The 15,527-nt window shown below is 60.8% G+C and carries 11 protein-coding genes; 7 read left to right on the forward strand and 4 right to left on the reverse strand.

All coding sequences use genetic code 11. The features are described 5' to 3' along the window. The first annotated feature begins 284 nt into the window (after window positions 1–284). Window positions 285–1,958 carry an energy-dependent translational throttle protein EttA gene (gene ettA / locus AAFP29_RS10870; RefSeq protein WP_419217391.1) on the forward strand — a complete coding sequence of 558 codons (1,674 nt, stop codon included), beginning with the start codon at window positions 285–287 and terminating at the stop codon, window positions 1,956–1,958. Window positions 1,959–1,980: 22 nt separating this feature from the next. On the opposite strand, the gene AAFP29_RS10875 is transcribed toward ettA, so the two are convergent. From AAFP29_RS10875 to AAFP29_RS10885, 3 genes are read right to left on the reverse strand one after another with little or no spacing between them, the layout of a single operon-like run. After that, window positions 1,981–3,075 carry an alpha/beta hydrolase gene (locus tag AAFP29_RS10875; protein ID WP_419217392.1) on the reverse strand — a complete coding sequence of 365 codons (1,095 nt, stop codon included), beginning with the start codon at window positions 3,073–3,075 and terminating at the stop codon, window positions 1,981–1,983. Between the two features lie 43 nt (window positions 3,076–3,118). Further along, entirely contained in the window at window positions 3,119–4,714 is a 1,596-nt protein-coding gene (locus tag AAFP29_RS10880; protein ID WP_419217393.1) for an AMP-binding protein, read from the reverse strand. Next, entirely contained in the window at window positions 4,707–5,588 is an 882-nt protein-coding gene (locus AAFP29_RS10885; protein WP_419217394.1) for an SDR family NAD(P)-dependent oxidoreductase, read from the reverse strand. The genes AAFP29_RS10880 and AAFP29_RS10885 overlap by 8 nt, the downstream gene beginning before the upstream one ends. Before the next feature lie 219 nt (window positions 5,589–5,807). Here AAFP29_RS10885 and AAFP29_RS10890 point away from each other — a divergent pair, with 219 nt between their 5' ends. Both AAFP29_RS10890 and AAFP29_RS10895 read left to right on the forward strand, forming a co-directional pair. Beyond that, the gene (locus AAFP29_RS10890; protein WP_419217395.1) at window positions 5,808–7,295 is read left to right on the forward strand and encodes a flavin-containing monooxygenase; all 1,488 of its coding nucleotides are present in this window, start codon (window positions 5,808–5,810) and stop codon (window positions 7,293–7,295) included. Beyond that, a complete protein-coding gene (locus AAFP29_RS10895; protein WP_419217396.1) occupies window positions 7,295–8,098 on the forward strand; it encodes an MBL fold metallo-hydrolase in 804 nt (267 codons plus the stop codon). Before AAFP29_RS10890 ends, AAFP29_RS10895 begins: the two co-directional genes overlap by 1 nt. A gap of 9 nt (window positions 8,099–8,107) precedes the next feature. Here the strand turns inward: AAFP29_RS10895 and AAFP29_RS10900 are convergent, their stop codons facing one another. Next, window positions 8,108–8,977, reverse strand: a complete 870-nt coding sequence (locus AAFP29_RS10900; RefSeq protein ID WP_419217397.1) for a LysR family transcriptional regulator — start codon at window positions 8,975–8,977, stop codon at window positions 8,108–8,110. Window positions 8,978–9,047: 70 nt separating this feature from the next. On the opposite strand from AAFP29_RS10900, the gene AAFP29_RS10905 reads away from it, so the two are divergent. The 4 genes from AAFP29_RS10905 to AAFP29_RS10920 all read left to right on the forward strand — a co-directional run bounded on the left by AAFP29_RS10905 (window position 9,048) and on the right by AAFP29_RS10920 (window position 15,503). Continuing rightward, window positions 9,048–9,413: a nuclear transport factor 2 family protein gene (locus AAFP29_RS10905; RefSeq protein ID WP_419217398.1), complete on the forward strand. Its 366-nt coding sequence runs from the start codon at window positions 9,048–9,050 to the stop codon at window positions 9,411–9,413. Between the two features lie 146 nt (window positions 9,414–9,559). Beyond that, a complete protein-coding gene (locus AAFP29_RS10910; protein WP_419218064.1) occupies window positions 9,560–14,263 on the forward strand; it encodes an NAD-glutamate dehydrogenase in 4,704 nt (1,567 codons plus the stop codon). A 42-nt stretch (window positions 14,264–14,305) separates the two neighbouring features. Then, complete coding sequence (locus AAFP29_RS10915) at window positions 14,306–14,788, forward strand: acyl-CoA thioesterase (protein ID WP_419217399.1); 483 nt, start codon at window positions 14,306–14,308, stop codon at window positions 14,786–14,788. Further along, entirely contained in the window at window positions 14,781–15,503 is a 723-nt protein-coding gene (locus tag AAFP29_RS10920; protein WP_419217400.1) for a hypothetical protein, read from the forward strand. Before AAFP29_RS10915 ends, AAFP29_RS10920 begins: the two co-directional genes overlap by 8 nt. The last annotated feature ends 24 nt before the right edge of the window (window positions 15,504–15,527 follow it).

Genomic DNA, 15,527 nt, shown 5'->3' on the forward strand with positions numbered 1-15,527 from the left:
GATCAGGCAGCGGCGACGCCCGCGACGGTTTCGTCGCGGTGGTCAGGAATGACCGCTTTCTTTACCGTAATTGCTTTGCCTTATCTGAACCTGAATCAGAGCCGCCACTGTGATGAAGCTCAAGATTTGTACCAATCGGCATGTCGCCGTATCGCGTATCGACGGTTGACCGGCCGCAATTGTCAGATCAGGCCCGGATAGAATGTAGATACCAGCGATCGGGTGCGGCCTCGAGCGTGCCGCCGGTCATACACGCCGAGACACCGCAATAAGGAAGGTCGAATATGGCTGAGTTCATCTACACCATGAAGAAAGTGCGGAAAGCGCACGGCGACAAGGTAATTCTCGACGACGTCACCATGTCCTTCTATCCCGGCGCCAAGATCGGTGTGGTCGGACCGAACGGCGCGGGTAAGTCGTCGATCCTCAAAATCATGGCCGGCATCGACCAGCCGTCCAACGGTGAAGCATTCCTCGACCCACAGGCGACCGTCGGAATCCTCATGCAAGAGCCGCCTCTCAACGAGGAGAAGACGGTCAAGCAGAACGTCGAAGAGGGGATGGGCGAGATCAAGGTCAAGCTCGACCGCTTCAACGAAGTCGCCGAACTGATGGCCACCGACTACTCCGACGAACTCATGGAGGAGATGGGCAAGCTCCAGGAAGACCTGGACAACGCCGACGCGTGGGATCTCGATTCCCAGCTCGAGCAGGCGATGGACGCACTTCGCTGTCCGCCCGGGGACTCACCGGTCACCCATCTGTCCGGTGGTGAGCGACGTCGCGTCGCGCTGTGCAAGTTGCTGTTGCAGAAACCCGATTTGCTGCTGCTTGATGAGCCGACCAACCACCTCGACGCCGAGTCGGTGCTGTGGCTCGAGCAATTCCTCGCCAGCTACCCCGGCGCGGTCCTTGCCGTCACACACGACCGGTACTTTCTCGATCATGTCGCGGGCTGGATCTGCGAAGTCGACCGCGGCAAGCTGCACCCCTACGAGGGCAACTATTCGACATACCTGGAGAAGAAGGCCGAGCGCCTGGAAGTTCAGGGCAAGAAGGACCAGAAACTGCAGAAGCGGTTGAAGGAAGAACTTGCGTGGGTTCGTTCGGGTTCGAAAGCTCGCCAGACCAAGAACAAAGCCCGCCTTGCCCGCTACGACGAGATGGTCACCGAGGCCGAGAAGACGCGGAAGCTCGACTTCGAGGAGATTCAGATCCCGACGCCGCCCCGACTGGGCGATGTGGTGGTGGACGTGCAAAACCTCGACAAGGGCTTCGACGGCCGGCTACTCATCAAAGACTTGTCATTCACCTTGCCGCGCAACGGTATCGTCGGTGTCATCGGGCCCAACGGTGTCGGTAAGACCACGCTGTTCAAGACGATCGTCGGCCTTGAAGATCCAGACTCAGGCACGGTGAAGGTCGGCGACACAGTGAAGCTCAGCTACGTCGACCAGTCACGCGCGAATATCGACCCGAAGAAGACGGTGTGGGAGGTCGTGTCCGATGGACTCGACTACATCGAGGTCGGTCAGAATGAGATGCCCTCGCGTGCTTATGTGAGTGCGTTCGGCTTCAAGGGGCCCGATCAGCAGAAACGCGCCGAGGTGCTCTCCGGTGGTGAGCGTAACCGCCTCAACCTGGCGCTGACGCTCAAAGAGGGCGGCAACCTGATCCTCCTCGATGAGCCGACCAACGACCTCGACGTCGAAACACTTGGCTCACTGGAGAACGCGCTCGATCAGTTTCCCGGTTGCGCCGTTGTCATTAGCCACGACCGTTGGTTCCTCGACCGGACCTGTACCCATATTCTCGCGTGGGAGGGCAATGTCGAAGAGGGACAATGGTTCTGGTTCGAAGGTAACTTCGAGGCATACGAAGCGAACAAGGTTGAACGCCTTGGCGCCGACGCGGCCCGCCCGCATCGGGTGACGCACCGGAAGCTGACTCGCGACTAGCGTTATTGGTATTCAGGGTGCCTCACACTGGTACGTGCTGAGTGAGGAACTCAATCTGGTCTGACACCACGCGCTCGAACCAGGGATCTACGTAGATGTCGAAATGTCCGGTGGGATAAGACCGTTGGGTCACATGCGCGAGTCCGACCGTATGTTTGATCGTGGCGGCGGCGGGTGCTACAGAGTCATCCGTTCCCACACACACCAGCGTGGGAATGGATGTCTCGGCGAGCGCCTTGCCCGGACGGTAGCGTGCGATCGTCAAGGCCAAGCGCGCTGCGATGGCGTTGCGCATAAGCGGACTTCCGTCCTCGCTCTCCAAGACACCCCAAATGTCGTCCAGTGGGTTGATTGGCCGGTCGCTCACCGCATCGATCTTGGCCGGCAAGTGTTTGACGATCGACGGAAATCGACCGAGCGTGCGCGCGGTGCGCCCCGAGAGACGTGCGCTCGGTGGAACGAGCGCGAGGGCTCCGGGCAGTGCGTCGGGGGCTGCCAAGAAGGCCGGCATCGCCGGGGTGCCGACCATGGGGATGAGCACCGGATCCCGTCCGAATAGCTCGGCGATCCGATCAACTAGCCCGGCAACGAGCAGAATTGGTGCGCTGATTGGGGCGGTACGAATCCGCGCGATGAACGACGCCGGGCCGTCGGTGAACGGGCATTGCGATATGACGGCACTGAGCTTTCCGTCGTCGGCTGCTACTTGAAGGACATGGCCGCCGCCGAATGAGCTTCCCCAGATGGCGATGCGTTCGCGATCGAAGTCATCCGGGTGAGCGCGGATATAGGCGAGTGCGGAGTGCCAGTCTTCTAACTGTTCAGCAATATCGACGACCTGCCGAGGGTGACCACCACTCGCGCCGAAGTGTCGATAGTCGAAGACTAGGACTGCATAGCCCGATCGTGCGAAACGTTCTGCGAATTCATGTAGCCGGAGCTCGCGAACCGCACCGAGACCGTGGGCCATCACAAGTGCCGGTCGCGGCGATGAGCTCTCGAAAGGTGGCTCGTAAAGCCATGCGGCGCAGGGCGACCCGTGTGAGCCGAAAGTGACGTCACGGCGCTTGTAGGCGGGTTCACCAGTATTGGGCGAGGCTGAGTGATTGACGGACATCGAAAGTCCTCTCGTGACTACGTCGTGAGACGTGTCGGTTGGTTCAGTCAATGGCATTGGGGGACAGGATGTCTTGAGAGAGCTGTCGCTTCAGCGCTTTTCCCGACGGGTTTCGGGGAATCTCGTCGATGAAGTGGATGTCGCGTGGTTGCTCGAATCGCGAGACCGCAGTGCGCAGATAGGCACGCAAGGCCTGCTCGGTGAGTTTGCGATCTTTTCGTACCACGACGAAGGCGACCAGACGCTGGCCGAATTCGTTGTCGGGTGACCCAACTACGGCACTGTCGAGAACGTCTGCGTGCTCGGCGAGGGCATTCTCGACCGCCTGCGGATAGACATTTTCACCGCCGCTGACGATCATGTCATCCTCACGTCCAACGATATGGAGGCACCCGAAATTGTCGACAAATCCCATATCGCCCGTGCTGGTCATCCCTTGCGCGACTGCCTTGTTGTCACCACTGCTGTAGCCGTCGAAGGCAAGTCGTCCGCCGACGAAGATTCGCCCGGTGACATTCGGCGGCACAATTCTGTCGTGCTCGTCGAGCACTCTTAACGGAGAGCCGGCCACTGGTTTACCCACTGTGCCAGGCGATCTGGCGAGGTCGGCCGGGGTGGCAACGGCACCGATACCGACCTCCGACGATCCGTATCCGTTGAACAGGACTGGTCCGTAGGTGCTGAGCAGGCGGGTGGCCAGTGCTGGGTCGAGCGGTGCGCCGCCGGACATGATGACTCGCATCGTCGGCGTTGGGTTACGTAAGTGCACCTCGTCCGGCAGGTCGAGAATACGAGACAGCATTATCGGCACCGCCATTAGCGCATGTGTGCGCTGAAGAGAACTGAGCGCGAGTGTGGTCTCGGCGTCGAAGCGTCGTCGCGTCACCATCGTGGCGCCGAGAGCGACTGAGAAGAACAGTGAACCCAGTCCGAAGGCGTGAAAGAAGGGCACGGCGATAACCACGCGATCGCCGACACGTAGCTTCGTGCGCCGCAGAATGGTGGCCGCGACACCGAGGACTTGGGACGGGCCGGGTTGGCGGGGAACACCTTTCGGAGTGCCCGTCGTACCGGAGGTAAGGATCACCAGTTGGATATCGCGATCGCTTGGCGCAAGTGGCGCGAGAGTGTCGGGAGCCGGTTGCGTCGGCGATATGACAGTGACCGCGGGAGCGGCAGCGGCGAGTGTGCTCAAGAATTCGTCGTCTCCGAGTACCACCTCGATCTTTTGCTCTCGAAGCGTCGTCGCCAATGTGCTCGGTGGAAAGTCGGTGTTGAGCAGGACGATATCGGCACCCACCAGGGCGGCACCAAAGACTGCCTGGACGAAACCGCGACCGTTCCGGCACATGATCGCCACCGTGGTTCCGCTGGCGATGCCATACCGGTGGTGCATGTTAAGCGACGTCGCTTCGGCGCCGTCGAGTAACTGTTGATAACTGAGGACACCGGCATCGTCGATGATTGCAGCGCGGTCGGGCCAGCGTGCCGCGGCGATACGCAGGAGGGAGGCCGGGTTGGTGCCGCCGCCCGCGGCCAGAGCGCGGATGATCCGATAGATCTGGGTGGGAGTGGTGCGAAGGACGCGTGACGATACCGCCGCTGCGAAAGCTGTTTGGACAACATCACTCTCAAACATTGTTGACCTTCCCCGCTGCCGCTGAGTCGTTCGACAGACGATGCATGAGACGCATGCTGCGGTCAATCGGACCCGGGATGGCGGCGGCGAGAACGTCGGCCGACCCGGCCCACCACGGCGCTAGCGTGCGGGGCCGGTCGATGATGGCCTTGGCGACGACGTCCGCAGCTTCGTCGGGACTGAACCCCGGGATGTGGCGCATACTTGGCGTTGGGGCACTCATTCGAGTGCGTATCAATGCCATATAGATCGAGGTCACGGAGACCGAATCCTGGTGCAATTCTGGTGCGACGCTGCGTAGCCAGATGTCGAATGCTCCCTTGGAAGCCTGATAGGCACCCCACCGTGGCCCCGGGGCGACCCGCACACCGATGGTGGAAATATTCACTACGTGACCGCTGCCGCGTAAGCGCATCGGCTCCAAGAGTCCAAGGAGCAAGCGCACCGGACCGAGGTAGTTGACGTCGATCGTGCGCTGGAAGTCTTGTGGACGCTCATACTGCAGTTCCAGCGAGCGGCGCATCGACATGCCGGCATTATTGACGATGACGTCGAGCGCACCGTGGGTATCTGAAATCCGTTGTGCTAGTTGACCTATGGCGTTCGCATTGGTGAGGTCAGCTGAATATACGGATGCTCTGCCGCCGGCCGCTGCAATCGCATTGGCTGTGTCATCAAGTCGTTCGGTTGTACGCGCGGTCAAGATGACGTGTGCATTGGCAGCTGCCAACTTGCGCGCCGTTGCCTGGCCTAGGCCGAATGACGCACCAGTCACGAGGATGGTCTTACCATCGGCCGCTTTGCGAAGGCGGTCCGGATTCGTGTCGCGTCGCGGGCTGATAATGCGGCTGAGGAGTGGGGGGTGGTCGGTCATGCGGCTTCCTTACATATTGAACACAGTTCAATGAACGACGTTCAGTCTTACGTTCGGGCTGAAGGTTGTCAATACCCTGGCGGCGACCGATGGGCGCACGGGGTTGACGTTCCGACGGGGTCGTGGCAGGCTTGAACCGAGTTCACTGAACAGTGTTCATTCTGGCTGCATCCCGCTGACGACCTTTACATATCTTCATCCTTGATTTCGGAGTGCCTCATGAACGAAGTGACGAGAAACCCACGGGTAATCATTGTTGGAGCGGGAATGGCCGGTATCGCTACTGCGATTACGCTTGCGCAACACGGATATTCCAACCTGACGATCGTCGAAAAGGGGACCGATGTTGGCGGTGTATGGCACTGGAATCACTATCCGGGACTCACGTGTGACGTTCCGTCGAACCTTTACCAATACTCCTTTGCGACGAAGCCCGACTGGTCACGAATTTTCGCGACTGGCCCCGAGATCCAGACCTATCTGGCGGATGTCGTGGATCAATACGACATCCGGCGGTTTATCACGTTCGGTGTCGAAGTGATATCGAGCCATTTCACAGGAGTTGAATGGGCGGTGACCACAAGCGCCGGGAGAACCCTCAAGGCCGACTTCGTCCTGATGGCTACCGGGGTGCTGCACCATCCGAACGTTCCCGACATCGCAGGCCTCACGGATTTCGCCGGTCCCGTAGTACACACCGCCCGGTGGAATGACGCGCTCGATACCAGCGGTAGGCGAGTCGCGGTTATCGGCTCGGGATCGACTGGCGTGCAGGTTATCTCGGCACTCCAAGAGGGCTCGTCGAGAATATTTCACTTCAATCGCAGCCCCCAGTGGATCATGTGGTCACCGATGGGGATGCGCCAGCCGCGCGTTATCAGCGCGCTGCTGCGTCGATTGCCTCGGGTGCGTGAGGCGCAGTACCGCGCGTTACTCACAGCGTCGGGAATCTTGGCCGATGTCACCACGACTCCGAGTTGGCGCCGGCGCCTGATTCAGCAGTCGGCGCGACTGAGTCTCCGGGCGCAAGTGCGCGACAAGTCACTGCGGGAGGCACTTACTCCGCAAGACGAGCCGCTGTGCAAAAGGCAAGTCGTGTCAGGGTCCTACTACCGCGCAATAGCAGCCGAAAATGCCGAATTGGTGTCTACGCCGATCGATTTCATCACTGAATCCGGTATACAGACCAAAGACGGAAATCATCGAGAAGTCGACGTGATCGTATTAGCCACGGGCTTCGCCGCGCACAACTATATGCGGCCGATGGACTTGCGCGGGCGCGACGGGATCGCCATTGACGAGATATGGCAACGAGGGCCACGCGCATATCGAATGACAGCGATTCCGGGGTTTCCCAATATGTTCACGGTTCTCGGTCCGAATTCACCGACCGGGTCGATCTCATTGCAGTACACCGCAGAACTCACGGCGCGGTACATCGTGCAGTGGCTCGATATGTACCGGGACGGCGTTGTGGACTTGGTCGAGGTCACCGAGGACGCGACTGCTGATTTCAACAAGCAGGTGACCAAGGCGCTCGGTCCGACGGTGTGGAACAGCGGATGTGATTCCTGGTACCTGACCGAGGGCGGAACAGTGGATCTGTGGCCGTTCAACCGGCGCGCCATGACTGAGATGTTGACCAAGCCGGAACTCGGGGATTTTCACTTGACGAATCTTTGCGACACACAAGAAGGAAAACTGTAATGCCAGCGAAAATTCATGTCCTGGACTGTGGCACCCTGCGGCCGCCGGCAGGCGGCGAGGTTCCCACTCAATGTCTGTTGATCGAACGGCCCCAAGGTTTGGTCGCGGTCGACGCCGGATTGAGCATTTCGCTCCTCGCGGATTCGAGGGGCCTGAGCTTCGAGCGATTCTTCATTCGGCCGCCGCGGTTGCCAGCGCTGGCGCTAGTGAATCAGGTTGAGGCCCTGGGGTATTCGCCATCGGATGTCACCGATATCGTGCTGACGCATCTGCATAGCGAACACTGCGCCGGAATCATGGATTTTCCGGACGCACGTGTCCACGTTTCCCAGCGCGAGTACGACACCGCGCAGAGCGGTTCGCTTCGCTCGAAAATCTCGTATCGCCAGAACATTTGGGCGCACGGGCCGCGCTGGGAGCTCCACTCCGGTAGGGGTACCTGGCATGGCGTCGATGATGCTGCCTACATTGATCCAGACACCGTCCTGGTGCCGTTGCCGGGGCATACCGTCGGTCACTGCGGGGTTGCGATCAAGACTGGCCGCGGATGGTTGCTGCATGCCGGTGATGCCACCTATTCCGATCTGACCACCGACAGTTCCCCCGAACCGATCTATCCGCTCAAGCAGTACCAATGGGTATCGGCGGCTGATCGCCCGGCCGCTCGCCGGACACTCGCGCTACTGCAAGAGCTGTCTCGTACACCTGACATTCAAGTCATCAACTCGCATTCGGGGATCGATCATCTGGCTCGGACGACCGGCGAGCTTGTGTCAATCCCGGTCGATTGGGCGACGGGATAGGGCAGCGGTTCACGTTCCCCCGAGCTGTGTGCGCAGAATTTGGGTAAAGGAACGCGCCGCTGCGAAGGGTTCGCCGCGAGTTGCCAACGACAGACACGCGTGCGCCGATCCTCGGATATTGATAGCCGCCAGCGGTGTACCGATCATTGATGCCGTAAGTACCGCGACGCCGGTGCCCCGCGCCGCGAGAGACAGCGCGGCTTCGGGGGAGTAGACCTGGACTGCCGGAACGATCTCGATTCCCGCTGCGGCACAGGTCTTTTCCAGTGCCGAGCGGATACCGGTACCCGGCGCAAGGGTGATCACCTGCTGATTGGCCAATTCTCGCGGCGCAATGGACCCTCGCGATGCCAAGGGATGTCCGACGGGAACGCCTACTGCTAATGGCTCGTCGATAATGGTGTGCGCATCGATAGCTGCGGGTAATGGATCGGCGTGGGCGATCAGCGCGACGTCGAGTTCCCCCGAGGCGAGTGCGGCTACGAGATCGACCGAGTTGCCCTCGCGGGCCGTCACGGAGATCCCCGGATATGCCCGACGAAACTCGGCGAAGGCGGCAAGATAGCCGGGAATCGTGCAGCCGATGACAGTTCCGATCCGGACCTGGCCGCGGGTGAGGCCGAGGAGTTCGTCGGCGACCGCACGGACCCGCGTTACTGCATCGAGCGCGGCGGCTATCTGCGGCAACAGCGTGCCACCCTCGCGAGTTGGAGTGGCCGTTCGTGAGCCGCGTTCGAAGAGCCGCACCCCCAACTCCCGCTCCAGTTTCGCGACCTGTGCGGAGACTCCGGACTGACTGACGTGCAATGCTTCAGCCGCTGCAGTGAATGAGCCCCGTCGAGATACTTCGCAGGCGTACCGCAGCTGATGCATTTCCATAACTCGGAATGATACTGCCAATCATAACTAGCTGTTGGACTTCTAGGTTAGGGCTGGTGATCATGGAGTCATGACACATGCAGATGGCACTTGCCCCTCGCCTCGCGAGATCGCCGAGCTCTACTTCGCCAGCTGGGCTGCTGGCGACCCGGAGCCCCTGCGGCCTTACCTGGCACCCGACGTCACCTTCGACGGTGCGCTCGGTTCGACGCGTGGTGCCGACGAATTCCTGGACGGCCTCGGCGGAATGTTCGCCGCGACCACGAGCAACGACGTGCGCCTTCGGCTCGCTGGTGGCACCGATGTCGTCACCTGGTCGGAGCTCCGTATCGCGGACAAGGCACCGATGCAGGTGGCCAACTGGACTCACGTTGAGGGCGGCATGATCACCGCGGTGCGGGTGACATTCGATCCGCGCCCGATGTTCGGCGAGTGACGGCTCTGCCGCGACTGACCCGCCGAGCCGACGCTAACGATCCGTTACCGGCGGGTAATCACTACCATCGCTGCGTAGGACGACCGCTAACGGTCTGTGCTGTCTACACAACGAGGTGATTGGCGGTGTCAGGTTTGACTTCTATTGTGCCACAGGTGGTTTCGAAGTATTTTTCACCTTTGTCCGATGTCGCGGAGGACGCTGGCGGGCAGTCGCCGGCCGACGTCGAGCGGGTTCGCCGGCATATCGAGGTCGGACGTTCGCGAGTTCCCGGCGAGCACCTGGTCGCGGTGGACGGGCCGGACGGACCCCTGAGCATCTTCCTGGTCAATGACGATATGCCGCTACTTGTTGAGGCAGTGCTGGCGACGGTCGAATCACTGGGGTTCACTGTTGTCAGGGTGGACCATCCGATCCTGAATGTCGTCCGCGACTCCGAAGGTGATCTCATCGACGTGGTCGGTCCCGATTCGGCCGCTGGCGTGCCCGAATCATGGATCTCGTTACTTGTCACACGTGGCGGTGCCACCGTGGGGGAAGCCCAGTTCGCCGACGAACTTGATACTGTCGTGCGCCGGGTCGCCGATGTACATCGTGACACGCCGCAGATCGTCGCCACCCTGGCCGACCTTGCCGATGGTTGTGGCAACGGTGAGATCCGCGGAATCGGTGTCGATCATGCCGCACGAACCGAGGCCGCTGCGCTGGTCAATTGGCTAGTCGACGGAAACTTCGTGCCACTGGGCCACTTGGAAGTCGATGCTCATGGCGACGAGATAGGCGCCGGTGCCGGGATCTGGTGCACCGAGGCTATCGACCACCTGCGTGAATACACTCGGCGATGCGATGGGGAGACCGATGATGAATTTCCAAGTGTGTCGACGATATTTCTGCGCACCGGACTTCAGCGGTCCAACTATGTGATCCTGGTGCGTATTCCAGTGATCGGGTCCGCTCAACCCGACGCTCACGGCAGTGCGTTGCCCAGCGGGGAACATCGATTCGTCGGGACGCTGACAACGTTTGCGCGCCATCAACCGCTCGTCGACATACCCGTTCTCCGGCGCCGTGGGGCAGCGGTGCTCGACAAAGCAGGCGTTGACCTAGATTCCTATGTCGGACACAGCATGGAAGGACATCTCGAGACCTATCCGCTCGACGAACTGTTCGCGACGCCGACTGATGAATTGTCCCGTCGGGTAGGCGGGTTGCTCGATGCGGTCGCCACGCGATCACTGCGCGTATTTGTTCGCGCCGACCGTGCCGCGCAAATGGTGTCGGCGATGGTCTATCTTCCACGAGATCGCTACACGACGGCATTGCGCCTTCGCGTTCAACAGATCATCGTCGACGAATTCGCCGGCACCGATATGGAGTACATCGGACTGGTGACTCGATCGCCGCTGGCGGCGTTGCAGGTGATGATTCGCACCGACAGTGACACTGATCAGCGCGCCTACGCCACTGGCGAGCCTGCTCAGCGCGCGCTCCAGGACCGTCTCGCCGACGCAGTGCGCACTTGGGACGACCGCGTGGCCGAACTGGTGCCCGCCCGCATCGATCCGCAGCCTTGGCTCGACGGCCTGCCCGAGAGCTACAAGGAGCAACGGACGCCAGCCGAGGCGATCAAGGACTATGCCCACGTGGCCCAGTTGCGGCCGGGAGACATCGCCGTCGAATTGGAGGAGCCAGACACCCTGGACGACCAGTGGACGTTCATCCTCTACCTCTGCGGACAGTCGGCCAGTCTCACCGACATGCTGCCGGTGCTGGGGAGTATGGGCTTCGACGTCGACGACGAATATCCCTACCACATCGTGCGTCCGGACGGCGAGGAGTGCTGGGCCTACGAATTCGGGGTGACACTTGGGCCCGGCGTCACCATCGGAAAACGAAACGCCGACGATGTGCGTCAACGCTTTACCGATGCTTTCGAGGCGGTGTGGCGCGGCGACGCCGGTGTTGATCCCTTCAATGCACTGGTTCTGCAGTGTGGACTCAATTGGCGTGGCGTGAGTATGTTGCGCGCTTATCACGCGTATCTGCGGCAATGTGGATTCGCTTATGGCGCAGCATATGTCGCCACTGTTCTGGGCGAGCATCCGGAGATCACCGGATTGCTAGGCGATTTGTTCAAAGCGTCCTTCAAGCCCGGTGAGGCCAATGACGAACTGCGGGAACAAGTTCTGGCCTCGGTACGCGACGCATTGCGTGAGGTGATCAGCCTCGACGCCGATCGGGTGATTTCCGCCCTGCTGTCGGTGATGACGGCGACCTCGCGTACCAACTTCTACGTCGAGACCGCACCGGTCGACCCTGACGCGCTCGGTCGTGCGCTCGCATTCAAGTTGCGCCCGAAGGAGATTCCACAGACACCGCAGCCGCGACCCGAGCACGAGATCTTCGTTTACTCGCCGCGCGTCGAAGGTGTCCATCTCCGATTCGGTGCGGTGGCTCGCGGTGGTCTCCGGTGGTCGGACCGCCCGGCAGACTTCCGCACCGAAATTCTCGGCCTGGTCAAGGCTCAAGCGGTGAAGAACGCCGTTATCGTGCCGGTCGGCGCGAAAGGCGGATTCGTGGTGAAACGACCGCGTGGCGCGACGCAAGCGCCCGAAGGTGTGATCTGCTACCGCGAGTTCATCGCAGCCCTGCTGTCGGTGACCGACAATATCGATTTGCGCACCGGAGAGGTACTTCCGGCGCCTTCGGTGGTGCGGCACGATAGTGATGATTCGTATCTGGTCGTGGCCGCGGACAAGGGAACGGCGCGATTCTCCGATACTGCGAATTCGGTTGCCGCGCTTTATGATTTTTGGCTGGGCGATGCGTTTGCCTCGGGTGGGTCCGCCGGTTACGACCACAAGGCGATGGGGATTACGGCCCGGGGCGCGTGGGAGTCGGTGAAACGTCATTTCCGGGAGATTGGCGTCGACACCCAGGCGCAAGACTTCACCGTGGTGGGAGTCGGCGATATGAGCGGTGATGTATTCGGCAATGGAATGCTGCTGTCAGAACATATCCGACTGGTCGCCGCATTCGACCATCGGCACGTCTTCATCGATCCGAATCCTGTTGCGGCACAGTCATTTGCTGAGCGCAAGCGGATATTCGCGCTGCCTCGGTCATCGTGGGCCGACTATGACACCGCGTTGATCAGCGCCGGGGGAGGCGTATGGTCGCGCGAACTCAAGTCGATCGTGATTACGCCGCAGATGCGGGTGGCGCTGGGGATTGACGCCGGCATCGACGAGCTGTCCCCACCTGAGCTGATCCACGCGATCCTGTTGTCGCCCAACGATCTGCTGTGGAACGGCGGCATCGGGACCTATATCAAGGCCTCGTTCGAGGCGAATGTCGACGTCGGAGATAAGGCCAACGATGCGATTCGAGTCAATGGAGACCAGTTGCGCGTCAAAGTGGTTGGCGAGGGCGGCAATCTTGGCGTGACCGAACGCGGCCGGATCGAATATGACATGTCGGGCGGGCGGATCAACACCGACGCGATGGATAACTCGGCCGGTGTGGACTGTTCGGATCACGAAGTGAATATCAAGATCCTGCTCGACTCGCAGGTATCGGGTGGACAGTTGGCCGCCGCGAATCGAAATCCCTTGCTGGAGTCGATGACTGACGAGGTGGCCAGGTTAGTACTCGCGGACAATATCGCCCAGAACACCGAGCTCGGATTTGCCCGCACCTTCGCCGACACCTATGTGGATGTGCACGCTCGGCTGCTGAAAAACCTTGCCAGCGAACACGATGTGGACCTGGAACTCGAGGCATTGCCGACACCGCTCCAACTGCGTAAGCGATTCGCCGGGGAACTACATCGTGGTTTGACCTCCCCAGAATTGGCGACCCTGATGGCGCAGGTGAAATTGACAACCAAAGCTGATCTGCTCGCCAGCGATGTCCCCGACAGTGACGTGTTCCTCACGAGGTTGTCACGCTATTTCCCGGAACCGTTGCAGCAGAAGTTCTCCGAGGGCATTCTGGGCCATCGGCTGCGGCGCGAAGTCATCACGACGACGTTGGTCAACGACGTCGCCGACCTGGCCGGGGCCACCCATCTTTACCGACTGGGTGAAGGTACTGGCGCGTCGATATCAGATGGAGTCCGGGCTTATGTGGTCACAGCCGAGATTTTCCGATTGCCCGACCTCTGGCGACGGATCACCACCAGCGATGTCCCCACCACAGCGATCGACGAAATGCTGTTGTACTCCCGCCGACTCGTCTTCCGCGGCTCACGCTGGATGCTGGCCTATCGACCGCAGCCCCTGGCGATGGCAGCAGAGATCAAGCGTTACTCAGGCCGTATCGAACGTGTCTGGGCCGAACTGCCAACCTGGCTCGGTGAGTCGTCGAGGGCAGATGTAGAGGACCGCTCGGCGAAATTCCAAGAGCGTGGTGTGCCAGCGGAACTGGCAGACGACGTAGCTATCAGTCTGCACAGATTCTTGCTACTCGACATTATCGACGCTGCCGATATCGCCGAACGGGAATTGACCGAGGTCGGCGAACTGTACTGCGCGGTCCTCGAACATCTAGGCATTGAGGGTATGTTGACGGCGGTGTCGGAACTTGAGCACGGCGACCGTTGGCATTCATTGGCGCGGTTGGCATTACGCGACGATCTCCACGCCGCGCTGCGGTCGCTGACATTGAAGATTCTGGAACTCGGCGAACCGTCCGAATCGGCGACCGAGAAGATCGCGGAATGGGAACTGTCGAACGCGTCGCGGCTGACACGAGTGCGCGGGACCCTCGACGAGGTGCTGTCGTCGGGGACGCTGGATCTGGCCACCCTGTCGGTCATCACCAGACAACTCCGTAGTGTGATCAGGTAGGCCGACGTCGGCGAAACGGCGCGGTCGGTAAGACCCGATCTGATGGAGGAGGCCGTTGTGGCTGCGCTGGATTCGACCGACGATCTAGAGGATGGGGTGGCAACCGACCGTGGCTATGTGGTGAGAGTTCCTGTGCGCTGGTCAGATATGGATGTCTTTCAGCACATCAATCACGCTCGGATGGTCACCCTTCTCGAGGAGGCGCGGATCCCGTGGTTGTTCTACGACGAGCGGCCAACCGCATCGATGCGGGACGGCTGCCTGGTGGCTGACCTGCGTGTCAAATATCAAGGACAGGTGCGCCACGACGAAGGGCCGATAGAGGTCACAATGTACGTCGAGAAGGTGCGAGCGGTCGACTTCTTTGTCGGCTACGAGGTGCGTCCGCGCGGAGGTGATCCGACGTCGAAACCGGCGGTAGTGGCATCGACACAACTCGTGTCCTTCGACATCGAGACGCAGCGGCCGAGGCGGATGACGGCCGAGGAGAAGGCGTACCTCAGCGAGTTCTTGCGCGATGAGTGAGGATTCGCCGGGACTGCGGCCGGAGCGGTACATCGAGATCAATGTCGGCGAAAGGTCCGATGCCGCAGCATTTCTCGCTCGAGCCCTCCGGCAGGACGAAGCCGCGGTAGTGCGACTCAAACAACGCTCGGACGGCCGAATCGGGCTGTGGGTGACTACTGGCTTTGAAGTGCTGGCAACGCGATCGGTGGTCGGATCGAGCAGACCGGACGATCTGATCTGCGACGCCGCAATTCTGCGGCGGGACCTGGAAAGTGATGCGGCCCTGATTGATCCGGGGTTCTCGATGGATAGTGCCTGGCGCGGGGCGTTGCCGGCGTCGAGCGGTTTCATCCAGGTCGATGATGTTCCGGTACGTGCCGTCGTCGAATTGTCACGTCGTGGAGCGGTTTTGGCTCGGAACGAGGGCAGTGCACACGGCCCCGCGACCGGCTTGCTCGACCAGGTGGTACTCGAGGTGTCACCGGGTGACGGCTACGACGAGGAGAAGTCGAAACCCGTTGGCGTGCTGTTGCGTTCACTCTTCGCGGTTACGGCGATGGGTTTTGTGCGCGACCGCAACAATCATGAGATTACTGATGCCTCACCGCTGGACTCGATCAGCGAAGACGAGCCCGTGCGCGTGCGCGCGAGTGCCACCTGGGTGCGACTCGACGCGAGATTCGGATCCGTGTATCAACGTCGGGCGGATCAGTTCTCGGTGACGGTGCTCTAGTTCGTGCGGCGGCGACAAGCCAAT

The sequence above is a fragment of the Gordonia sp. CPCC 205333 genome (assembly GCF_048537885.1).
Lineage (GTDB): Bacteria > Actinomycetota > Actinomycetes > Mycobacteriales > Mycobacteriaceae > Gordonia.